At 43.8% G+C, this 20,561-nt stretch carries 23 protein-coding genes; 6 read left to right on the top strand and 17 right to left on the bottom strand.

Going from position 1 to position 20,561, the window contains the following annotated elements; all coding sequences use genetic code 11:
- The first annotated feature begins 141 nt into the window (after positions 1 to 141).
- Positions 142 to 696, top strand: a complete 555-nt coding sequence (locus KP814_RS33290; RefSeq protein WP_371824019.1) for a PilZ domain-containing protein — start codon at positions 142 to 144, stop codon at positions 694 to 696.
- Here the strand turns inward: KP814_RS33290 and tsaA are convergent.
- From tsaA to pilB, 7 genes are all read right to left on the bottom strand, one after another.
- Positions 686 to 1,408 carry a tRNA (N6-threonylcarbamoyladenosine(37)-N6)-methyltransferase TrmO gene (gene tsaA, locus KP814_RS01190; RefSeq protein WP_253938084.1) on the bottom strand — a complete coding sequence of 241 codons (723 nt, stop codon included), beginning with the start codon at positions 1,406 to 1,408 and terminating at the stop codon, positions 686 to 688. The two genes, KP814_RS33290 and tsaA, sit on opposite strands and share 11 nt — an antisense overlap.
- A gap of 3 nt (positions 1,409 to 1,411) precedes the next feature.
- Positions 1,412 to 2,458, bottom strand: coding sequence for a hypothetical protein (locus KP814_RS01185; protein WP_216735029.1), 1,047 nt, complete (start codon positions 2,456 to 2,458; stop codon positions 1,412 to 1,414).
- A 49-nt stretch (positions 2,459 to 2,507) separates the two neighbouring features.
- Positions 2,508 to 2,744, bottom strand: a complete 237-nt coding sequence (gene yacG / locus KP814_RS01180; protein WP_216735028.1) for a DNA gyrase inhibitor YacG — start codon at positions 2,742 to 2,744, stop codon at positions 2,508 to 2,510.
- Positions 2,734 to 3,360, bottom strand: coding sequence for a dephospho-CoA kinase (gene coaE / locus KP814_RS01175; protein WP_216735027.1), 627 nt, complete (start codon positions 3,358 to 3,360; stop codon positions 2,734 to 2,736). Before coaE ends, yacG begins: the two co-directional genes overlap by 11 nt.
- 19 nt (positions 3,361 to 3,379) lie before the next feature.
- On the bottom strand, positions 3,380 to 4,258 hold the full coding sequence (locus KP814_RS01170) for an A24 family peptidase (protein WP_216735026.1): 879 nt from the start codon (positions 4,256 to 4,258) through the stop codon (positions 3,380 to 3,382).
- Between the two features lie 68 nt (positions 4,259 to 4,326).
- Positions 4,327 to 5,547: a type II secretion system F family protein gene (locus KP814_RS01165; RefSeq protein WP_216735025.1), complete on the bottom strand. Its 1,221-nt coding sequence runs from the start codon at positions 5,545 to 5,547 to the stop codon at positions 4,327 to 4,329.
- 3 nt (positions 5,548 to 5,550) lie between these two features.
- Positions 5,551 to 7,263 (bottom strand): type IV-A pilus assembly ATPase PilB, encoded by a 1,713-nt coding sequence (gene pilB / locus KP814_RS01160; RefSeq protein WP_216735024.1) that lies wholly within the window; start codon positions 7,261 to 7,263, stop codon positions 5,551 to 5,553.
- Between the two features lie 317 nt (positions 7,264 to 7,580).
- On the opposite strand from pilB, the gene KP814_RS01155 reads away from it, so the two are divergent.
- From KP814_RS01155 to KP814_RS01140, 4 genes are all read left to right on the top strand, one after another.
- Entirely contained in the window at positions 7,581 to 8,057 is a 477-nt protein-coding gene (locus tag KP814_RS01155; RefSeq protein WP_216735023.1) for a pilin, read from the top strand.
- A gap of 94 nt (positions 8,058 to 8,151) precedes the next feature.
- Positions 8,152 to 8,598, top strand: coding sequence for a pilin (locus tag KP814_RS01150; protein WP_216735022.1), 447 nt, complete (start codon positions 8,152 to 8,154; stop codon positions 8,596 to 8,598).
- A gap of 29 nt (positions 8,599 to 8,627) precedes the next feature.
- Positions 8,628 to 10,505: a hypothetical protein gene (locus tag KP814_RS01145; protein ID WP_216735021.1), complete on the top strand. Its 1,878-nt coding sequence runs from the start codon at positions 8,628 to 8,630 to the stop codon at positions 10,503 to 10,505.
- 9 nt (positions 10,506 to 10,514) lie between these two features.
- Entirely contained in the window at positions 10,515 to 11,384 is an 870-nt protein-coding gene (locus tag KP814_RS01140) for a glycosyltransferase family 2 protein (RefSeq protein ID WP_216735020.1), read from the top strand.
- Here the strand turns inward: KP814_RS01140 and KP814_RS01135 are convergent.
- From KP814_RS01135 to KP814_RS01100, 8 genes are all read right to left on the bottom strand, one after another.
- The gene (locus KP814_RS01135; RefSeq protein ID WP_216735019.1) at positions 11,342 to 12,556 is read right to left on the bottom strand and encodes a glycosyltransferase family 4 protein; all 1,215 of its coding nucleotides are present in this window, start codon (positions 12,554 to 12,556) and stop codon (positions 11,342 to 11,344) included. The genes KP814_RS01140 and KP814_RS01135 overlap by 43 nt on opposite strands.
- The gene (locus KP814_RS01130) at positions 12,549 to 13,478 is read right to left on the bottom strand and encodes a glycosyltransferase family 2 protein (protein WP_216735018.1); all 930 of its coding nucleotides are present in this window, start codon (positions 13,476 to 13,478) and stop codon (positions 12,549 to 12,551) included. The genes KP814_RS01135 and KP814_RS01130 overlap by 8 nt, the downstream gene beginning before the upstream one ends.
- A 13-nt stretch (positions 13,479 to 13,491) precedes the next feature.
- Complete coding sequence (locus tag KP814_RS01125; protein WP_216735017.1) at positions 13,492 to 14,721, bottom strand: hypothetical protein; 1,230 nt, start codon at positions 14,719 to 14,721, stop codon at positions 13,492 to 13,494.
- Entirely contained in the window at positions 14,694 to 15,539 is an 846-nt protein-coding gene (locus KP814_RS01120) for a glycosyltransferase (RefSeq protein ID WP_216735016.1), read from the bottom strand. The genes KP814_RS01125 and KP814_RS01120 overlap by 28 nt, the downstream gene beginning before the upstream one ends.
- Complete coding sequence (locus KP814_RS01115; protein WP_216735015.1) at positions 15,536 to 16,777, bottom strand: glycosyltransferase; 1,242 nt, start codon at positions 16,775 to 16,777, stop codon at positions 15,536 to 15,538. Before KP814_RS01115 ends, KP814_RS01120 begins: the two co-directional genes overlap by 4 nt.
- The gene (locus tag KP814_RS01110; RefSeq protein WP_216735014.1) at positions 16,774 to 17,445 is read right to left on the bottom strand and encodes a methyltransferase domain-containing protein; all 672 of its coding nucleotides are present in this window, start codon (positions 17,443 to 17,445) and stop codon (positions 16,774 to 16,776) included. The genes KP814_RS01115 and KP814_RS01110 overlap by 4 nt, the downstream gene beginning before the upstream one ends.
- Complete coding sequence (locus KP814_RS01105) at positions 17,439 to 18,665, bottom strand: oligosaccharide flippase family protein (protein WP_216735013.1); 1,227 nt, start codon at positions 18,663 to 18,665, stop codon at positions 17,439 to 17,441. Before KP814_RS01105 ends, KP814_RS01110 begins: the two co-directional genes overlap by 7 nt.
- Positions 18,666 to 18,730: 65 nt before the next feature.
- Positions 18,731 to 18,931: a SlyX family protein gene (locus KP814_RS01100; protein WP_127969035.1), complete on the bottom strand. Its 201-nt coding sequence runs from the start codon at positions 18,929 to 18,931 to the stop codon at positions 18,731 to 18,733.
- Between the two features lie 401 nt (positions 18,932 to 19,332).
- On the opposite strand from KP814_RS01100, the gene KP814_RS33215 reads away from it, so the two are divergent.
- Positions 19,333 to 19,809 (top strand): cold-shock protein, encoded by a 477-nt coding sequence (locus tag KP814_RS33215; RefSeq protein ID WP_305000040.1) that lies wholly within the window; start codon positions 19,333 to 19,335, stop codon positions 19,807 to 19,809.
- A gap of 45 nt (positions 19,810 to 19,854) precedes the next feature.
- Here the strand turns inward: KP814_RS33215 and KP814_RS01090 are convergent, their stop codons facing one another.
- Both KP814_RS01090 and KP814_RS01085 read right to left on the bottom strand, forming a co-directional pair.
- Positions 19,855 to 20,250, bottom strand: coding sequence for a hypothetical protein (locus tag KP814_RS01090; protein WP_216735012.1), 396 nt, complete (start codon positions 20,248 to 20,250; stop codon positions 19,855 to 19,857).
- 3 nt (positions 20,251 to 20,253) lie between these two features.
- Entirely contained in the window at positions 20,254 to 20,556 is a 303-nt protein-coding gene (locus tag KP814_RS01085; RefSeq protein ID WP_216735011.1) for a hypothetical protein, read from the bottom strand.
- Positions 20,557 to 20,561: the final 5 nt, after the last annotated feature.

Genomic DNA, 20,561 nt, shown 5'->3' with positions numbered 1-20,561 from the left:
TATCGGCCTTCAGCTTCAAGCGTCAAGAAGTGGGAGCAGTATGGCAAAGGAGAAGCGCAGAGTTTTACACTGAACACGAACGCCAACGGATGAGCTGTAAGAAGGTCAATTTAACGCTGACATTGAATAGGCGATGTGCTTATGAACATGTTTGTGACTGGAGATACAGCGATGCGTCAGTTTATACGTCATCCTACAGATATCCCTATTCTGCTTGAAAAGAAACGCCCCTCCAAAGAAGGCTCATACTCCGAATCTGGTGTTTGTACTGACACTATAATCCATAAGAGCCCCGCCACCGTGGGCGTCGGCTGTTGTCCCGCCGCGTCTTCGCACTGCATGCAAAACATAAGCTGCGGCGGAGTTTGTTGTATGTCGCCAACGTCCTATGAGGTGGGAGAGAAGGTGATGGTGGTTATCGCTTTTGTACGCCCAACCTTTAGAACGCCAGCTCAGGTAATCTGGTGTAATGATGTGGGTAACGGTTTTGAAATAGGGTTGCGTTTCATGAGCGAAAAAGATGCATTCGCCGCACGGATGGTGGAGCAGGTGTGTCACATTGAGCATTACAAACGGGAAGTATTGGCGACGGAAGGTCGTCGTATGTCAGGGGAAGAAGCGGCGATAGAGTGGATTGAAAAGCATGCGCCGGATTTTCCCGAGTTTGATTCAGGTTCTGAAGTAACTACTCATTAACTTCCAGAGGCGTAACCGCGCTGACAAGCGCGTAATCGTCATAGACACGCCAGGAAATATTCAGGTTGTATAAAGCCAAGCCATAGACTTTCGAGTCGGTTTGGCTTTTTTTATAGCTGGGACGCGGGTCGAGTCCAATGGTCTCAATAATCAGCTCTCGCAGGTTGGGATATTGAGGGCTGAATTGACGCAAGCTATGTTCTGCTTCTTCTGTAAAGCGCACTTCCAGGCAAGGCTCAGGCTTCTCAACCGCATAGCCGCCTTCAGCCTCTATTGCGTCGACATAGGGAATATAAGGTTTAATGTCTAATACAGGGGCTCCGTCTACGAAGTCGCCCCCTTCCACGCTGAGCACTTGTAACCCTTCATGCTCCTGAACAGAGAGCAGGCGTACGGCGGAGAGTCCAATGGGGTTGGGACGAAATGGAGAGCGGGAGGCGAATACGCCGACTGACTTGTTGCCGCCGAGCCTCGGAGGGCGGACTTTCGGCTTCCAGCCTGCAGCGGCGGTTTTATGGAAATGAAACAGGACCCAAATATGGCTGAAAGCTGTTAATCCCGACACGGCTTCTACGGAAGAAAACTCCTGTGTGAGCACGATTTCCGTGATGGCGTGTTTGATTAGCCCAGGTTGGCGCGGCGCTCCGAACTTTTCTGGGAAGCACGAGCGGATGTGGCCAATTGGGCGGTAGATTAGATCTTCCATCGCCATGATTTACTCTGAGAAGATCATCTCAATTCCCAGCGTCAGCGACGGATTGGGCTTGAAGTTATCGTCTCTGGGAAACAGCAGTTCTGGCGTGCTTTCGAGGAAGAGCCAGTCGCTATAAAGCCGTTGACGGTAGGTGGTGTTTATAAAGTAAGCGCTGGTGCGTGGGTTAGGGCGGCTTTCTCCCAGCCATCCCAACTGGTGATTCATTGCACGATTCTCATCTATCTTTTGTGAAAGTGAGAAGATTTCCGCAAATTCCCAACCGTCTCGATTATCCACCCACTGCGCTTCTGACTTGGAACGGAAGAACCAACGGTCTGAAATGGCGTTCTCAAAGTAGAAGGCGCTGGTGTGACCCCAGCCATCGGAATGGTAGTAATAAACCGATTCGTCTACCCGGAAGTCCCAGGTGTCAGAGAGCGCCCACTCTTTCTCCGCTTTCGCCCTGGCGAAGGGGTCCAGTGGGATTTCCAGCTTGATACCCAGGTCGCCTTTGAACTTCCACTCTTTCAGGGCGGCAATTAAGCGAAAGAAGCCCGTACTGGTGGTGTTGGTGGTTTCATTTTCCTTTAACACCCGGTTCCGGTTTTTTTCCGCCAAAGTTTTGGTTTCATCCGGGTCGTTCTCGATCACCAGTTTGAACCGGTCCTGGGTATAAGGAAGGTCCAAACGAAACTTGAAGCGTGGTTCGGGATCAATCCCTTCTTCTTTTCGCCAAACACCAAACAAGCCAACTTTCAAGAAGCTGCCGTTGGCGCTCAGTTCAGCCTCTTTGCCGCCAAAAAAGCCGTCTATATTGCGTCCAAGAGAACCGATTCTATTTGACCAGGCGTTGCGTTGATCTACGATCCAGCTGAAGGAGCGCTCAGTCATGGTTTCTTTTTCTGCGTCTTCCTCGTCTTCTATCGCTTGAACGCTATCCTCGGCAGGGACGGAGGCTTTAGTTTCAATAGCTTCCTCTGTTTCCTTGGCATGAGAAAGGGAAGCGGATATGAATTGGAATGAGACGGCGGCAAGGGCCGCACAAAGGTATTTGTACGCGAACGTCACCGGCTAATACATCCTGGTATGTGAATAGGAAGGTCGCAGAGGTTGGATATCAATGGGCGTCCTTGGGCCGATCGTCGTCGGCTTCAGACCACTTGTCTTTCTCCTCAGCTTCTGGAATTCGATACTCTTCGGACGCCCAGGCGCCCAGGTCGATCATTTGGCAGCGTTTGCTGCAGAATGGACGAAATTCATTTTCCTGAATCCATGGGACTTTCTTTCCACACGTTGGGCAATCCACTTTCAGGGATGTGCGCGTGGCTGAAGAGGTTGAAGGTTTATCGATCATGCTGCGCCAGTTCTAAATAGTATTCGTGCAACTTGGCGACCTCCTGGTTCAGGTGGGCCAAGTCCTTATCGTTCAGGATGATATCATCCGCATGTTGGCGTTTATACTCTCTGCCGCTTTGAGTCGCAATAATCCGGCGGACCAAATCCTCGCTATTTTGATCTCGCGCCATCGTTCTGGCGATTTGCACTGGCTCAGGAACATCTATGACCAGTATGCGATCTACCAGCTCGTGTTGCCGGGTTTCCAGCAATAAAGGGGATGCAAGGATGCAATAAGGCGACGCGCATGCACTTAACCAATTGCGTATGCGCTGATTGATGAGCGGGTGCAGCAGGCTCTCAAGCCACTTCTTCTGCTCAGGATCATGGAACACCAGCTTGCGAAGCGCTGCGCGATCCAGAGCTCCGCTCGGCGTGATCAAGGCGGAGCCGAAATGTTCTGCAATATGTTGCAGGGCTGGCTCGCCAGGCTCGACTACGTCGCGGGCGACTTGATCGGCGTCTATACAGGGAACGCCTAGTTCGACAAACTTGGCCGCTGCTGCGGACTTACCGCTGGCGATGCCGCCGGTAAGTCCGATGACTAATGAGTTATGTTGAGTAATCTGATTCATGTAGGGGAAGATACTGCGACTAAGGTGCAGAATACATCCCCAAATAGGCGGATACGATATCATTTCCCCAGATCATGGCGATCCAGCCGGCGATCGCCAGATAGGGGCCAAAGGGGATCGGGATATTTTTATCTCTACCTAAAGTAATGATCATAGCCAGGCCAATAATGGCCCCAACCAGTGACGAAAGCAGAATAATGAGCGGAAGCATTTTCCAGCCCAGCCAGGCCCCAAGAGCGGCAAGCAGCTTGAAGTCGCCGTAGCCCATACCTTCCTTGCCGGTCAAAAGTCGGAATAAATGGTAAACCGACCACAAAGCCAAATAGCCAATCACTGCGCCAGTCACAGCTTCTGATAGGGGAGCGAAAATACCCTGGATATTGATTAACAACCCCGCCCAAAGCAGAGGAAGCGTCAGGTCATCAGGAAGCAGCTGGGTGTCGAAGTCAATCAATGACAACGTAAGCAATGTCCAGCTTAAGCCAATGGCCGCCAGTCCCGCCCAACTCATTTTGAAATAGCAAACGGCAATAACCGCCAATAAAGCGGTAGCGATTTCCACCAGGGGGTAGCGTATCGAAATACCTGTTTTACACGAGGAGCACTTGCCGCCAAGGAATAGATAACTGATAACCGGAATATTTTCCCAGGCCCTGATTTTATGTCCGCACTTAGGGCAGGTTGAGTCGGGTTTGGAAAGCGTGATCAGAGGCTCATCTGTTTTAGGGCAGTCGCAGCCTGGAATTTCAGCGCACTGAGCGCGCCATTCCTGCTCCAGCATTTTCGGCTTCCGCAGAATTACGACATTCAAAAAGCTGCCGACAACCAAGCCGAAAACAATGACCGTGGTATAAAGCAGCGCAGGGTTATGATTGAACTGATTAAAGATTTCTAACATCGGTTATATATGGGCACAGTTAAAAAAAGACCTCGCGGGTGCGAGGTCTTTTGAGGATAAGTATTTGATTAGACCACAGAGCCCAATTGGAATATGGGGAGGTACATACCAACAATCAGGCCGCCAACCAAAACCCCTAACACGGCCATGATCATTGGTTCCATAAGCGCGGTCAGGTTGTCTACGGCATCGTCTACTTCAGACTCATAGTGATCGGCGACTTTCTCCAGCATGTCATCTAGAGCGCCAGACTCTTCGCCAATTGAAGTTAACTGTATGGCCATAACGGGAAATACGCCCGTAGTTTTCATACTGTATTGCAATTGCGTTCCCGAGGATACGTCGTCGCGTATTTTGGTTACAGCTCTTCTGAATACTGCATTTCCTGTGGCTCCAGCTACTGAATCCAAGGCGTCAACGAGTGGTACGCCGGCAGCAAAAGTAGTTGAAAGAACCCTGGCGAAGCGAGCTACTGCAGACTTGTGCAAAATATCGCCCATGACAGGAAACTTTAATATGTACTTATCAACAGCATCAGAAAACGCTGGAGACCTTCGCCTAGCTTCGCTAAAGCTAAATATCGCGGCAATAATGACACCAAGAATAATGTACCAGGACGCCTGCAAATACTCTGAAATGTTAATAATCATTTGGGTGAAGGCGGGCAAATCGGCGCCGAAGCCCTGGAATAGATCTTGGAACTGGGGAACGACTTTGACCAGCAATATACCTGTTACAATTACTGCAACGACAAGCACCGCAATAGGGTATGTCATTGCTTTTTTGACCTTTTTCTTCAGAATTTCTGTCTTTTCCAAATAAGTCGCCACTCGATCCAGCATTGTCTCTAGAGCGCCCGACTTTTCACCTGAGTCAATCAGGTTGCAAAATAAATCGTCGAAGTATTTTGGATGTTTCATTAGTGCGCCAGCAAAGCTATTACCTGCCGCAACTTCATTCTTGATATCTAAAACGAGCTCTTTTAGCGATGGGTGTTCAAGCCCGTCTGCAACTATGTCGAACGACTGCACTAAAGGAACTCCAGCTTTCATCATCGTCGCCATTTGGCGAGTAAATACGGCGATATCAAACGGAGTTATTTTCTTGGTTCTTTTGCCTAAAATACTTTCTGCTTTCTTTCTGACCTTGGTGGGGTTAATTCCCTGCTTTCTCAGCTGCGCTTTTACAAGGGCTACGTTTGACCCACTCGTTTCTCCCTTGGTCTTATTCCCCTTTCGGTCAGTGCCTTCCCAGACAAAGGTTGAGTGTTTTTGTGCTGCTTGGGCCATATTTTAATCCTTCGTTACCCGATTTGCGTCTTCTAGGCTGGTTACGCCCTCAATTACTTTTCTCAGCGCTGACTGTCTGAGATTGCGAAAACCTTCTTTCTGAGACTGCTTGGCTAGCTCAAGTGAGCTTGCCTCATTCATGATAAGTTCTTGCATAGGGGGGGTGACTCTCACTACTTCGTATATACCCACACGGCCTTTATATCCGTCTTTGCATTTACCACAACCTTTTGGACTGTACAATTTAAAGCCTGTTTCAATTTGTGCATCTGTGAATCCCTCCTCCTTTAAAACTTCGTTGGGGACGGAGATCACCTCCTTACACTCTGGGCAGAGTCTTCTTGCAAGGCGCTGTGCGATAATTAGGCTTACCGAGGTTGCAATATTGAAAGCGGGAACCCCCATATTACGAAGTCGGGTTAAGGTTTCGGCAGCGCTATTCGTATGAAGTGTAGACAGCACTAAGTGCCCTGTTTGTGCTGCTTTGATAGCGATAGACGCAGTATCTAAATCCCGTATCTCTCCCACCATAACCACGTCGGGATCTTGTCGAAGAAACGCCCGTAAAGCAGAAGAAAAGTCTAAGCCGACCTTTGTATTTACGTTAACTTGGTTGACTCCTTCCAAGTTGATTTCTACCGGATCTTCCGCCGTAGAGATATTTCTTTCCGTGGTATTCAGTATATTCAGGCCAGTATAAAGAGAAACGGTTTTACCACTTCCTGTAGGCCCGGTAACCAATATCATGCCTTGCGGTTGCGCAAGTGCGTCCAAATACATTTTCTTTTGATCTTCTTCGTATCCAAGGGCGTCAATGCCCAGTTTTGCGCTACTCGGATCCAGTATCCGCAAAACAATCTTTTCTCCCCAGAGCGTGGGGAGAGTGTTAACTCGAAAGTCAATGGCTTTGGTTTTGGAAAGCTTCATCTTGATGCGGCCATCCTGAGGAACTCTTCTCTCAGAAATATCTAGCTGCGACATTACCTTTAAACGCGCTGACAGCTTGGCTGCGAGTTTTATAGACGGCTTCGATACCTCATGCAATATGCCATCTGTCCTAAATCTGACACGATAAGTTTTCTCGTAGGGTTCGAAATGTATATCTGAAGCCCCGCCCTTAATCGCGTCCAGGAGCATCTTATTTATGTATTTGACGATAGGGGCGTCGTCTTGCTCAGCCCCTGAGTCGTCATCTCTGTCGCTATCGTCGCCAGTTTCTATATCGACATCTTCTAAGTCGCCGCCATCGATATCTCCTAGGGGCTGCTCTTGGGCCTCAAGATACTTTTCGATAGCTGAAGAAAGCTTGTCGTCTTCCACGAGGACAGCATCGGTGCTTAGCCCTGTGTGGAATTTTATCTCGTCAAGCGCCTGCAGGTTGGTTGGGTCAGCCAAAGCCAGAAACAACCGGTTGCCTCTTTTAAACAAGGGCAAGGCGTGATGCTTTCTTATTAGCTTTTCATCGACAATTTTTTCGGGAACTTGATCAAGGGCGATAGAGTTCAGGTCAACCAAAGGCACGCCAAACTCTGCCGATGCGGCATAAGCTAGCTGGGTCGCTTTGGCCAGCCCCTGTTGCACTAGGTAGCTCACAAAAGGGAGCTTTGCTTTGCCTGCATTATTCTGCGCATCGCGCGCAGTACTTTCCTCGATAATTCCGTCTTGGACAAAACGGCGTGCTAACCCTGTAAGGGGAGTGGTCATTTGAGTATTCATACTAAGGGGTCGACTAAAAAAATAAACATCCTTTCAAAAGTTTAGATTTAATTGGGGAAGTTGGAAAGTTGCATTACAGGTTTTATGCAGAGTGACAAAATTTGTCACCAACTGGCGATAATGGTCAGCACTTATTTTTTGTCTAGACTGAAAAAGAGAGGAAGTAAGGCGGGAGCGTTCTGCTATCTGCTTGAAATAAAAGAAAGAGCAAGACGGAAGGGGAAGTTGGCACGTAGACTGCATCCTCTTTGTGCAAGGTGTCGGCAGTGGCCCCCGAAACGTTTAAATAGTCGAAAGACGATTGAGGAGATCAGTTAATGAAAAGCATCCAAAAAGGTTTTACCCTTATTGAATTGATGATCGTTGTTGCGATCATTGGTATCCTGGCGGCGGTGGCTATCCCTGCTTACCAAGACTACATCGCTCGTTCTCAGGTGAGTGAAGCTGTGAGCCTGACTTCTGCGGTAAAAGGCTCTATGGCGGAAGCATTCCAGAATACAGCTAAAAGACCGGGTCTGACTGAAGTTGGCGCGGTTACAGATGGTAAATACGTTGCAAGTATGACTGTTGTCGGTATCACTACTAACCAGTGGGCTGTTGTTGCAACAATGAAGACTACTGGCGTAAATGCAAATATCTCCGCTAAGAAATTTGCTACTGCAACTTACGATGGTGGCAAGCACTGGACATGCGGTAAAGTTGCTACTCAAAATGACGGCGCTACCGCCTTTACTGGTGCATCCGACAACACTGATCTGGACCCCCAGTACCTGCCAAGCTCTTGCAAACCTTAATAATCGTAGCTACAGCTGACTGACACAGTTAAGTTCTAGCTATCATATAAAGCCTCCTATATAGGGGGCTTTTTACTTTAAGAGGCGCCAACATATGAAAGGTTATTTGAAAGGCTTTACTTTGTTGGAACTATTGATTGTAGTTGCCATAATAGGGATAGTTTCAGCACTGGCAATACCTGGTTATCTTGATTATGTTGCTCGAACTCAAGTGGCGGAAGCGGTTACTCTGACAGATAGTTTTAAGACGAAAGTGAGTGAGTTTGTGCATAATACAGGGAGAGTTCCCTCTGTAGCGGCAATTGAAGTTGGCGCATCAGGGAAATATGTCGGTAGCATGAGTATTATGAACCCTGCATCAGGCGTTATTGTGATTCAGGCAACAATGAGAAATGCAGGTGTAAGCAGTAACATATCAGGTAAAACTTTTGCCATGGCTTCCGATAACAATGGCAAGACTTGGTTTTGTGGTAAAACATCCTCTAGCGCTAATGCTGCAACAAGCATTGACCCCTCTTATCTTCCGTCTTCTTGTAAATAATATTGCTGTGCATAATGAGATAGGGCTATATGACCTTTAGGCTTTATATATCTTTAATAGTGATCGCGTGTGTAGCCTTACTCTTAATCTATTTTCCTGGCGCCAATGGCGGAGTCCCCATCCTAGACGATCAGCATGTACTACATAGATTGTTGGGGCTGGACGGTCTAACTTGGTTCGAAGGGTATGTTCGCTATTTCTCGGGGGATGTAGGTGATTTAAAAAGGCCGTTGTCCTATCTGTCGTTTTATTTGCAAAAAGACTCTCTGGGAGAAGGCCTCTTCGATCTTAAAGTCGTTAATATATTTATTCACCTAATAAACTCACTATTGGTTTGCTGGTTAACTTACAGGATATGCACTGTCCGTCTGAGCGTAAGTGAGGCTAGATGGATTTCTCTTTTCTGTTTCTTATTGTGGGCGTTCGCTCCTATACAGGTTTCAACAGTTCTGTATATCACCCAGAGGATGGCTGAGCTTGCTGCAACATTCACACTATTAGCGTTAGTTGTGTGGACTTATGTAAGAGGAGCCTGCGGTCGAGCTCAAATTTTATTATTATTCGGTGTGGTAAGTCTATTCGCCTTGTTTTCCACATTATGTAAGGAAAATGGCTTTCTTACTCTTCTCTTCATTATAGCTCTTGATCTTACTGTTTACTCTGAAATGCCTAGGACTAGAGGCTACAAATTCTGGTTTTTTACGGTAGTTGTTGGAGGAAATGTACTTTTTAGCTCTGTCATACTGTATGACTATCATCGATATTTTATTGGGGCATTCTCCGCCAGAGACTTCAACGCATATGAGCGCCTCTTGACTGAAGGAAGAATTCTGGTGGAATACTGTCTGAAGTTTCTTTCTCCAGGATCATACAAGTTTGGTTTGATTAATGCGGGGGTTTCCAAGTCAACGGGTATTTTTTCCCCTCCAACAACTCTGCTGTCCGCTATGTTTTGGATTCTATCTATATTTTTTGCCCTGAAGTATAGAAAAAGGACTCCATATATTTCCTTTGGAGTTTTATTCTTCTTGTGCGGACACTCAATGGAATCTTCAGTGCTCTCGTTAGAGCTGTACTTTGAGCATAGAAATTACATTCCAATATACGGTGTTGCGTTGATTTTCTCATTCTGTTTAATGATGGCGCTTAGATCTATTGTCATAAGTAAGCTTATAAAATATGTACTGGCATTATGCTCTGCGGCATATCTGTTTCTCATTGCATTTGTTACAAAGCTAGAAGTTGATGCTTGGGCGAACCCGGTCAAGCAAGCCTATGAATGGTATTTGGAAAACCCGCTGTCAGAAAGGGCGTACTCACATCTCGGAGCAACTTTATTTCAGTTTGGGCTTCATAAAGCAGGAGCAGATTTTTATCAAGAGACACATAATGATTTTCCGAAGGATCCAACTAAAGAGCTACTTTGGTATGAGTTGGTATGTATGGATGATAGTTTGCCTAGGCCTGGACTGAAAGAGTTTATAAGTAAGGCTAGGCAGTCTGACTTTTATAACCAGACAATTGTCTTGCTAAATGCTCTATTGGACCTGAAAGAGGGTGGGAGCTGTAACAACCTATCTACGGAAGATATGATGTTGTTTTCGGCTGCGCTCCTGGATAATCCTAATTACATATCAAGAAAGAAATCTCTCTACATTTATCAAGCCAGGCTAAGCGATCACAATAATGATCTTTCGGGGGCTGTTGAGAACCTGGAATACGCTATCAATCTTGGTTGGCGAGTAGATATCGCGCTGAGCCTCGCTGAGAAATATGCGCTGTCAGAGCAGTTGGACAAAGCTGAAAAGAGACTTGCAGAGGTCAGAAAATGGTGCTCTGATAACTCATTTGAGTGTCAGAGTAAAAAGTCTGAGATTGATACATTGTCGCAACTGATAGAAAATTAAGGGCAAAGCATGATAAGTGTGGTAATTCCTGCAAAAAACGAAGCTGAGAATTTAAAAAGAGTTATCCCTGAATTATTAGCGCTTTATCCAGATGCAGAAGTGATTGTTGTTGATGATGGATCAACGGACGATACTGGATCATATTGCCAGCAACAGGGAGTAAAACTCGTAACTCACAAATATAGCAAGGGAAATGGCGCTGCGGTGAAAGCTGGCGCGAGAGCTTCAACTGGTGACGTTTTGGTGTTTATGGATGCGGATGGTCAGCATTCACCTAAGGAAGTCCATACTTTACTAATGAAGCTGGATGAGGGGTACGATATGGTTGTGGGAGCGAGAGATAAAGGAGCGCAAGCAAATATAGGAAGGTATTTGGCGAATAATCTTTATAACAAGTTGGCGTCCTTGATGGTCGATCAAAAGGTGGAAGATCTCACCTCAGGCTTTCGGGCAGTTAGGGCTGATAAGTTTAAAAGATTTCTTCATTTGCTACCGAATGGCTTCTCTTACCCTTCGACGATTACCATGGCGTTTTTTCGAATGGGATATTCTGTTGGCTACCAAAAAGTGGCAGTTGGGCGTAGGGAAGGAAAAAGTCATATAAGGCCAATACATGATGGTTTTCGGTTTTTATTAATAATATTTAAAATTGGCACCCTGTACTCGCCTTTAAAGTTTTTTGTCCCTATTAGCTTGTTTTTCTTTTTTACTGGCCTCGGTTACTACAGCTATACCTATTACAATTTTCATCAGTTCACTAATATGAGCGCACTCTTGTTAGTGACAAGCGTCATTGTCTTTCTGATAGGCTTGGTTTCTGAACAAATATCGGGGCTTCAGTATTCGTTGAGTCGATCTTTTGACGATGAGGCATCATAGATTGATGCATATTTTCTCGCACAACTGCTCCAAGAGTATAGATTGGCGGTTGTGCGTGCATTCTCTGATAACTCATGCAATGTATTATCGCAACTTAAGACTTTTATTAGAAGCATAGAAAGCTCTTCTATATTCCCTTTTGGGTATACAAAGCCATTAACATTATTGCTGATATAATCCTTGCTTGCAGGGAAGTCGGGGACAATTGGCGCTAAGCCGGAGGCCATTGCTTCCAGTATGGCTAGCCCTAGACCTTCATTATCTGCGGCATGAGCAATAACCTTGCTTGTCCTATATAGCTCTGCTAACTGGCTATGACTACGATAACCACGCAGTTCAACGAAATTGGCTAATGAATACTTATCTATGTATCGCTGCAGAATTGTTTTCTCTGGCCCCTCGCCCAAGAATATTAGCTTCGTGTCAGCTGGAAGCTGCGCCTTAGCTTGATGAAATGCAATGAGCACGTGGATAGGGTTCTTTTGCTTAACCAGCCTGCCTACACATAAGATATTGTTATTTCGTTTAATGGGCGCTGAGTGTTGGGAAAAAAATATGTCTGGTATTCCCATCGGGGCAACTAGTATTCTCGACGGCAATACACATGCCAGTTTTTCCAGTTCCGTCTGCATGGGGCTACTCACGACTGTAACGTACTTAAATGGTTTTAATAACCATCTCCTTATCTGGCGGAAAATGCCTTTTTTAACCAAATCTAAGTCTGAACCGTGCATTGTAAGTATATTGTCAACATTAAGGCCAATAGTTGCTATAGATGTTGATATGGCTTGTGGGAGTACCCAGTGCGCATGAACGATGCTTGGTTTTGTTTTCTTTACTAACGCCCTAATTTTTAAAGCCTGGGAAATTATAAAAAAAGGGATAGTTAAAGAGATAAATGGATTTCTTTTGATGTTGGAAATTATACCTGCTCCGTAGCTCAGTTTTTCTAAAAAGTCAGGAGCATACCTGAATCTGTATACATCAATACCTTCTATGTTGTCGTATAGAGACAGCCCTTTGCAGTGGGGGGCGACGACTAAGGGAATAATACCTATGTTTTTAATTGCTTTGGCGTAATCAAGTATAAAGCGAGGGACAACATCGTTTTTATGCCTGGGGAAGGTTGATGTGGCGATAATAACTCGTCTGGCTTCGTTTTTATTAATCAAGACTTTGCCTGCTTTTCGTGCCTTTATAAAAGCTCAATATAAGTGTCGCGTTTACAAAACACTTTTTAACTAAAAAAGGTATAACGTTACTCTTTAAAGAGTAGGAGGTGGAAGCCATTAGAAGAGGAAGGCCTAAAACTAAAATATCTAAAATAACCTTAGTTACTATACTTCTGTGCTCAGAATCAAAGAGAGAATACATGGTTTTCCTGTATGCTTCAGGATGTTTTTCATTGAACTTCTGCGCAGTTATTCTACCAGCCTCAAAATATTTTTTTGAAACTATATAAATATCAGTAGATGATACATCATGATAGGCCAAACAGGATGGGTTAACGCAATATTTTAAGCCCATTTTGGAAAGCCTAGCGATTAGATCCTTATCCTCAAAGCCATAGCCTTTATAATCTTCAGAAAATTTTCCCGCTTTCTCTAAGGAGGATCGAGTAATGGCAAAATTCGCAGTGGTTTGTCTGCTAATTTCACCTTTAGCTCTCTTTTTGCACACTTCTGCATTCAGGCGTTGCCAAAAACCCTGGCCTGTTGCGCTAGTTAAACCAAAGCAGATTTCATAACCATCATCGAGCACTTTGGACAAAAAAGAATTGAAAACGATTTTGGAGGCCCATATACAATCAGCATCCAAAATTATAACGGTGTCACTACTACCTTTCGATACTCCGGTGTTTATTGCGGCGCTTCTTCCACGATTGGAAGAGTGGCGAACGACGCTAACATTATAAAGCTCTTGTAGCTTATTTAGGTGAGCGCAAGTTTCGCTGTCAGATCCATCGTCCACAAGAATGATATTGTAATGAGTTTCTCTTATGCCTAATTGAGAAACTATACTTTCCACGCATCTTTCTATTACGCTTCCTGTGTTATAAACAGGTACTATGATGTCTACAGTTGGACGACCCATTATCAATTTGGTCCTAAATGTATGCTCTTTCAATAATCATATTGAAAGTCGACGTGCTGATATCCTGCTGGTTGAAATAGTTGATGTTTAGCAGGTAATGGTATATGTATTTTTCTAGCCGATCATAAGTCAAGTTTTCGTACAGTGTCTTCCCCAAGAATATTACTTCTTTTCTTCTTATTAATGCATCCAGTCCAACAGATGAGTTTATAGTTATTATAAGTGAGGCATGGGAAACTAATCGCGAAGCGCTACTATTAGATATCGTAATATTATTATCTTTTGCGATAGCTGTAATTTTATCAATCTCTTTTTCGGATTTCTCTGCGGGATGAATTTTTACTATTAGTGGAAGCCCCCTTTTGATAGCCTCCTTGTTTGCGTAGATTAGCGCCTCGGCATTGGTAAAGTCGCTATTTAGTAAAAGTTGAGTGTCATCTGAAACTTGCAAAGGTATAAACACGTATCTATCTGGTAGTGCTTTTTCCTCTTCTAGAATGCCGCGACTGCTCTTACTTCCTGGAATATTTTTTTTTGTTAGTCTCGATATCAGTGAGCCCTTATTTAAATCTATCCCATACCCTATTTTGTATAATAAAGCATCTAAAATGTTGCCTAAATAAAATTTGTTCTTAAGATTTGCTTGTAGAGGCTTGTTTCCTACGCTTAAGTACCACTCCCTCCAGCGGGTGTATTCGAAAGATGGGGGAGGGGAAAACTCATCCAATATATTAGGGCTATGGAAAAGTCTAGACTGAGCATTTACTCCATCAGGGTCGACAAATATTTTCCCAGGAATGTTGGCTAGCTCAAAATAGACTTTCTTTATACTATTTTCGTTTAGAGAGTCGGAAATTGCATGTGCTACGGTGGAGCTCCCATTGAAAATAAGAGCGAGTATTATGTTGTGATTTTTTAGAATGACTAGAGTCAGGGATTTGGCTGAGTTGTAAACTAAGTTAGAAAGTTTCCTGTCCTGTGTTCCTGTTAGTAAGTCTAAGGAGTTGCGATTGTACTCTGTTTCATGTGATTTATTTTTTTCTGGTCTCTTTATAAGGTAAGTTTTTATTTTACTTACTTTTAGTCGTAAATGGATGCTAGGTACAGAGGTGATGACAACGGGGTTCATCTCTAACGAATAAACGGCAGAAAAAAAGCGCTTAAAAAAATAAAGCCTCTCATAATTGTCGATATAAAATAGCAAAGAGGAGTTTTTCATTTTAGATAATATCCTCTTAGCCATATTCTAATATCTCGTAATAGTGTTCTGTAGGAAGAGTATTTTAGAACTTCAAGGAAGGAAAGCTTATTGTTTTTAGCTAGTGTTAATCGTAGCTGCTGAGCTCTCATGTGGGGCTTTTTCATAATGTGCTGATGCTTTTCTATGAATAGCTCAAATCCAGGTATCTTACTCTTGTTGGTGGATATTCTTTCTCTTCCTGGTGTCTGATCAAAGACTATGAGAGGGATTTGGATTCGAAATCCGGGCCCATATTTAATAACTAGTCTCAGCCACATATCATAGTCTTGGCAAGAGCTTAACTCTTCATCAAATAACCCAGCCGCAATGATTTTTTCTCTTTCTACCAGTACTTGGTTTGTTGCAAAATTGCTATACAGCATTTCATTTAAAGTAAGGGTGTTTATGGTAGATTTTTTATGTGAAAGGACTCCTTCTTTTAAGCATATGTACTGATCGCTACATATGAATGAGTATGTTTCTTTGTTATGCTCAAGTAAAGTGGAAACTCGTTCAGGCAAAAAATAGTCGTCGTCGTCTAGTCCTGTTACATATTTCCCTTTTGCTTTAAGTATAGCAGCGTTTCTAGAAGCGCAGGCGCCTTTTGATTTTGTGTGGGTTATTATAGAAATATTGTTAAAATTATTTTTTAATTCTTCAAGTATGTGACGTGTTGAGTCAGTTGATGCATCATCTACAATTATAATTTCAATATTGGTGTAAGTTTGCGCTAAAGCAGAATTGACGGCTCTAAGAATCAAGTCTTCTCTATTTTTTGTCGTTATATATATGCTTACCAAAGGCGAGGGCGGAAAGCTCATTCATCATTCCTTGAAGCCAAGTGTTTAAGTTCACTTGAGAATATAGAGTAGTTCTTCTCAGCATTAAAATGCTTGCTCCACTTTAGAAAAGAGGCCTCTCTCATTGAGTCAACCACTTCGTTACTTAATTTAACAAACTTCTCCAAAACTCCTACAGTTTCCGCTGTATCAGGCCTAATAGAAAGAAGAAATCCGTTTGTGCTATCAACAATTTCTGAGCATCCTCCAACATCAGATGACATGATCGGAATACCAAAGCTGGCGGCTTCCTGTAATACAACCGGTAATCCTTCTGAGTGGCTCAAGTGTATAAATAAATCTACGGGGTTGCTCCTATAATAATCGTATACTTCCTCTGATGTTAGTTCGCCCAATAATTCAACTTTAAGATTTCCTGGTCTGTCTTTTAATGCTCTCGTTACACTATTCATTTCTATTCCATTCCCTATGTGTGTCCAGGTCACTGAAATAGAGTTTTTAAGACAAAACGCTTTTAGGGTTTCTGCAATAAAGGGTACGTTTTTTACTTTGTTTATATGAGAGCAAGATAATACTCTGAGCTTGGTGTCAGTTGATCGCCGAACCTTGTGGTGGGGGTTGAAAGTACCTAGATAGGATAACTTAATATTGTTATCTATTCCGTATTTTTCCTTTATATACTCTTTGGCTTGCTTACATACGGTATATACTGTATTGGGGCTTGATAGTATCTGGCGGTGCCACGGAATATAGTTTTTTCGGTATCGCTCTTGGTATAAATCGTAGCCATGGACCCTGGTTACTACTTTTGTTAGGCTATTTTCATCTCGAAAAGAGCATAATCCAAGAGTTACTGGAGAAGCCCAGTAGGTGTATAGTAGGGAGGGACTATTTGAAGATATATTTTTTTTGGCCCAAGACTTAACGGACTGAGCGATACTGGCGTCTCTTACTGTAAATAAGAGTCCATGGATAGACTTTAAATGTACGTGTTTAAACACTTCTAAGATGGAGCCTTGCCATTTTAAAAAACTGCTTAATTTATGAAGCCTCCCCTTTTTAAGCTCTCGAGCAAGTGAGGTATCTAACGTGTATTTGTCAGTGTCTAGATGGACTGCCTTTCCCTCAGTTTTGGCGGGGACTATTCGTATTTTTTTAAAATGATTTGAAAGAAATCTAAGCTCTGTGTTTACGAAAATATGCTCGCTGCCGCTCGTTTCGAAAGGGAAGTAATTTGTGAAAAGTATCAGTTCCATCATTTTTTTTCTGAAACTATGATTAGATCGTCTCTGTATTTTGGGAAATAGCTAAAGAACGCATTGTAGATGAAGTTCAATTTTTTGGGCCTATGTCCATAAATTACGTTCTTTATTATATAGCCGGCTTCTGTGATTGTTTTGCATAAAGTATAGGGCGAAAACCAGTATCGATGATCAGAATTAATTTCTTCGTACTTTAAGGATGTAAAGTTTTTTATTCTAAGCGCATTTGGTGTTGTTATAACGAGAGTCTTGAAATCATGACGGTTTATTTCGTTTAAAAATGACTGAACATTGCCGACATGTTCTATAACGTCTGCTGCAAGACATACGTCGTACTTATCTTGTGGCAGCGTTTCAGGAGTGAAAATGTTGCTGATACCAATCTCTTTTAAATAACTTATTGACTTCTCGTCGATATCCAATCCTATACATTTCTTTGTATGGGTATTCAAAAGACTGTGAAGATGAGACCCCCGCTTTATCTTTTTTTCAATTAGCGGAATATGATCGCAACAGCCAACATGCAGTACTGATCTTTCTTTACATATGTTCAGTATATGTTGATTTCTATCGAGAAGCTGTCTCTCAGAAATGATTTTAAACCTACCGGAATTTGTAAATTTTTCTCCGGTTAAATAAGCTTCAGTTTCAGGAGAGATTAGCATTTTAGTAAGTTTTCTCTATAAGTTGACTGAAAAAGGATATAAGTAATCACTAGCCCTAGCGTGTAGCTTGTTGAAATGGCAGTGCATATTGCACCTAAGCCGTATTGGTAACTAGCCAGTATGGATAAGCATACTCCTGCTAGTACGGATGTGCTTATTATTAGGTTTTTACCTGAGTATCCCCTTCCCGCCATATCTGAAGCTAAGACTCTGACTGCTGACCAAGCAATGATGCCAGGAGTGAGGCTCGATATGGCCACCAGTGTCGTCCGGTAGTTGTCACCTATAATATCTAGAAGGATATAGTTTGATAGAAGTATTATTGTTAGAGATATGAGGGCGGTGATCAGTGCTGCAGCTAACGCTAGTTTTAATGTTTTTGACTTTCTTGTAAGCGACTCTTTTGATCTTGCTGAGTCTGGGAATAGCACAGTTGCAATTGACTGTGCGGGCATCCCAGACTTTTCTATAATGCTGTTTCCAATTGCAAAGGCTCCTAAGTGTCTCGCTCCAAGTAGCGCTTCTATTAGATAGTACTGTATGCGCAAGCTAATAAAAGAAATTAAATTGGCAAAGTATATTTTGTAGCCGTAGCTATATATGCTTTTAAGATTCCCAGGAGCTAGTCTGCAGTAGCGAATATAATGCTTTAACGGCTGGTAAGCTATTGATGGTATTGCTATTGTAATAGATGCTATTTGTAAGGCCGCGGCGATTGACCAGTTTGACTCATTAATATTTATCGCAGGAAGCATCATGAGAAACAATATGCTTGATGATAAATGAATCCAATTAAAAACTTTTATTTCTTCAAGAGCTAGACATACCGAAGCAAGCCACTCCCTTATGATCGATAGGCTGGTGTAGAGTCCTAGATATAAGAGTACTAAGTCACTATAGTCGCCGAGTAAGCCTAACATTTTGGAAAGTATGAGAGCTACTATTAGTGCCGAAATTGCAAACACCATCAAAGTGTAGGATGTTGATATTGCGCTTTCACGTTCACCTATGCTGGGAGCAGATGCAATACTTCTTGCGGTTATATTCGCTATTGAGAATGAGAATATAGTGGTAAGCAAGCTGCCAGTAACCATGAAGAAAGAGTATTTACCCATACCTGCTGGAGAAAGCTGCTTGGCTAAGTATAGGTTTGCCACAAGGCTTATCAATGCCGAAGATGATTGGCGAATGAATGTATAAAGGGCAGCTTTTCCCAACATTTTTTAAATACGGCGATTAGGCTGGATTAGGTTATTTCTTGTCGAGCATATTGCTGGTTGCAGTATCAATAATGCGGAGGCGGCCCCTCTTCTCCATCTTCAGGCAACAGCTCTCTCACGCTCTCAAGTTGTTCGCGCAGGTTGTCCAGCTGGCTCTCCAGTTTTTCAATCCGCCTGTCTTGTTGGTAGATTGTATCGTTGAGCGATGTGATCAGGTCGTCCAGGAAAGCAAGCTTGGTTTCCAGGTCGGTGACTCTTTGTTCCATTCGTTAGCCCTTAACCTCAGTCGAACGTCTGGTAGGAGCGGGCGGCCAAAAAATATAGGCCATAAGTCATAAAGTTGTACCCGCGTACTACGTAATATATGTCTCGATTTGCTATTATAAGGACTTCTTAGATGATTTCGATTCTAAATCATCGAGAGCAGAGCGTTCGGAGAAGCCTTTTTTATTTTGTCGGTCGCTTTTTAGTCTAGCTGGTTTTCTAAAGATTTCCGCTCGGGTCTATATGCTGACCGAACCGGCGCTCTGATGTTTAGGCTTGGTGGAGGGGACTTTCGGTATCATCCATGCCGTTTTCGGAATGATATGAAACACACTCGTAAGTCTCTCCATCTCAGCCATTGGGGTGTTTTTTGTTCCAAAATAATTATTTGTAGAGTTAATAAATGAAAGATAATAATTCAGTAAAAATGATGATTGCAGTGATTGCCGGTCTTATTCTTCCTATCGTGCTTGGCGTTGCGCTGAGTCTTTTCGGTATGCAGCCCACTTTTTCCTTCATGGCGGACGGCAGTGGATTAACGAGCCTCTTAACTTCTGGCGCAGGCATTGGCGTTTATTTGATCACCGCTGTGCTATTCATTCTGGCTGGCTTTTTGCCGGCGATATTGTCTGGAAGCTCGGAAGAGGCTTATGAGGAAGATAACGCCAATGACGAGCGCGAGTCGGGTATTGTTAAGTGGTTTAATCCGAATAAGGGATTTGGCTTTATTACGCGCGAAGGTGGCGATGACATATTTGTTCACTTCCGCTCAATTCGGGGCAGAGGTCATCGTTCTTTGCGTCAGGGACAGAAAGTGAGGTTCCGGACAGTGGAAGGGGATAAAGGTCTTCAGGCGGAGGATGTCTCTCCCGTTCGCTGATCACTACTTTGCAGGTAGACGTTAAAAGGGCGGTTTAACCGCCCTTTAATCTTTCCAGTTACACTGTTTCTCGCCGTGCTGATTGATTTTCCACCATAGATCAGGCGCATCTTCTTCCTCTTCTTCGATCCAGCCGCTTGCAGAGCAGCGCACCTCTTTATTGAGGGCTGAGAATGCGCTGCGAGCACAGTCCAGATCCGTTTCCCAGGGGGTGGAGGAGGAGTCGAACCAAACGCTTGTGAAGCGTTTGCCGGAAGCTTTTTCAACAACGATGACAGGAATGTCGGCGCCGTCGTAGTTGGTGTGGATCTTGTGTGTGTTTCCCTCCACCAAGGGGGCTCCCTTAATCGTTAGATGTTTCTTTAGCCATTCGCATATATCTGGGAGATTTGTGTCCAGAATATAGATTTCGATATCGGGATAGCGGGGGGGATTTTGCATATATCAGGACTCTTTCCGGTTGCCACTGTCGTTGGCGAAATTGGATAAACGTATAATAAGTAAGCGAATATAGCCATACGCCGCCATTACTAGGCCTAAAATAAGCAGCGCAAGCACGATCAGGTTTAGCAGGTCCTGAGCCAGTGTGGCGGAGTGCGTCGCATTAGAGATCACCAGCGTCGCCATGGCGCATATTGCTGTAACGCCACCGCACAGAAAGCACTGAAAAGCGCGCGCCTGATCGTAATCCCGCTTTAGCAATCGCTGCATCAGTCGCTTTATGATACTGGGATTGGGCGAGGTCATAGGCT

This window comes from Hahella sp. HN01 (assembly GCF_018986435.1).
Lineage (GTDB): Bacteria > Pseudomonadota > Gammaproteobacteria > Pseudomonadales > Oleiphilaceae > Hahella.
The sequence above is the reverse complement of the archived record's forward strand: the minus strand, read 5'-3'. Positions and strand labels throughout refer to the sequence as shown.

What these genes read in the sequence shown, in the direction of transcription:
- KP814_RS01165 (WP_216735025.1), bottom strand. Translation starts at nt 5,547, where the DNA reads ATGGCCCAAGCAGCACAAAAACACTCAACCTTTGTCTGGGAAGGCACT.
- tsaA (WP_253938084.1), bottom strand. Translation starts at nt 1,408, where the DNA reads ATGGCGATGGAAGATCTAATCTACCGCCCAATTGGCCACATCCGCTCG.
- KP814_RS01110 (WP_216735014.1), bottom strand. Translation starts at nt 17,445, where the DNA reads ATGCTAATCTCTCCTGAAACTGAAGCTTATTTAACCGGAGAAAAATTT.
- KP814_RS01130 (WP_216735018.1), bottom strand. Translation starts at nt 13,478, where the DNA reads ATGGGTCGTCCAACTGTAGACATCATAGTACCTGTTTATAACACAGGA.
- KP814_RS01145 (WP_216735021.1), top strand. Translation starts at nt 8,628, where the DNA reads ATGACCTTTAGGCTTTATATATCTTTAATAGTGATCGCGTGTGTAGCC.
- pilB (WP_216735024.1), bottom strand. Translation starts at nt 7,263, where the DNA reads ATGAATACTCAAATGACCACTCCCCTTACAGGGTTAGCACGCCGTTTT.
- KP814_RS01105 (WP_216735013.1), bottom strand. Translation starts at nt 18,665, where the DNA reads ATGTTGGGAAAAGCTGCCCTTTATACATTCATTCGCCAATCATCTTCG.
- KP814_RS01170 (WP_216735026.1), bottom strand. Translation starts at nt 4,258, where the DNA reads ATGTTAGAAATCTTTAATCAGTTCAATCATAACCCTGCGCTGCTTTAT.
- KP814_RS33290 (WP_371824019.1), top strand. Translation starts at nt 142, where the DNA reads ATGAACATGTTTGTGACTGGAGATACAGCGATGCGTCAGTTTATACGT.
- KP814_RS01115 (WP_216735015.1), bottom strand. Translation starts at nt 16,777, where the DNA reads ATGATGGAACTGATACTTTTCACAAATTACTTCCCTTTCGAAACGAGC.
- KP814_RS01150 (WP_216735022.1), top strand. Translation starts at nt 8,152, where the DNA reads ATGAAAGGTTATTTGAAAGGCTTTACTTTGTTGGAACTATTGATTGTA.
- KP814_RS01120 (WP_216735016.1), bottom strand. Translation starts at nt 15,539, where the DNA reads ATGAGCTTTCCGCCCTCGCCTTTGGTAAGCATATATATAACGACAAAA.
- KP814_RS33215 (WP_305000040.1), top strand. Translation starts at nt 19,333, where the DNA reads ATGAAAGATAATAATTCAGTAAAAATGATGATTGCAGTGATTGCCGGT.
- KP814_RS01155 (WP_216735023.1), top strand. Translation starts at nt 7,581, where the DNA reads ATGAAAAGCATCCAAAAAGGTTTTACCCTTATTGAATTGATGATCGTT.
- KP814_RS01125 (WP_216735017.1), bottom strand. Translation starts at nt 14,721, where the DNA reads ATGGCTAAGAGGATATTATCTAAAATGAAAAACTCCTCTTTGCTATTT.
- KP814_RS01085 (WP_216735011.1), bottom strand. Translation starts at nt 20,556, where the DNA reads ATGACCTCGCCCAATCCCAGTATCATAAAGCGACTGATGCAGCGATTG.
- coaE (WP_216735027.1), bottom strand. Translation starts at nt 3,360, where the DNA reads ATGAATCAGATTACTCAACATAACTCATTAGTCATCGGACTTACCGGC.
- KP814_RS01090 (WP_216735012.1), bottom strand. Translation starts at nt 20,250, where the DNA reads ATGCAAAATCCCCCCCGCTATCCCGATATCGAAATCTATATTCTGGAC.
- yacG (WP_216735028.1), bottom strand. Translation starts at nt 2,744, where the DNA reads ATGATCGATAAACCTTCAACCTCTTCAGCCACGCGCACATCCCTGAAA.
- KP814_RS01140 (WP_216735020.1), top strand. Translation starts at nt 10,515, where the DNA reads ATGATAAGTGTGGTAATTCCTGCAAAAAACGAAGCTGAGAATTTAAAA.
- KP814_RS01100 (WP_127969035.1), bottom strand. Translation starts at nt 18,931, where the DNA reads ATGGAACAAAGAGTCACCGACCTGGAAACCAAGCTTGCTTTCCTGGAC.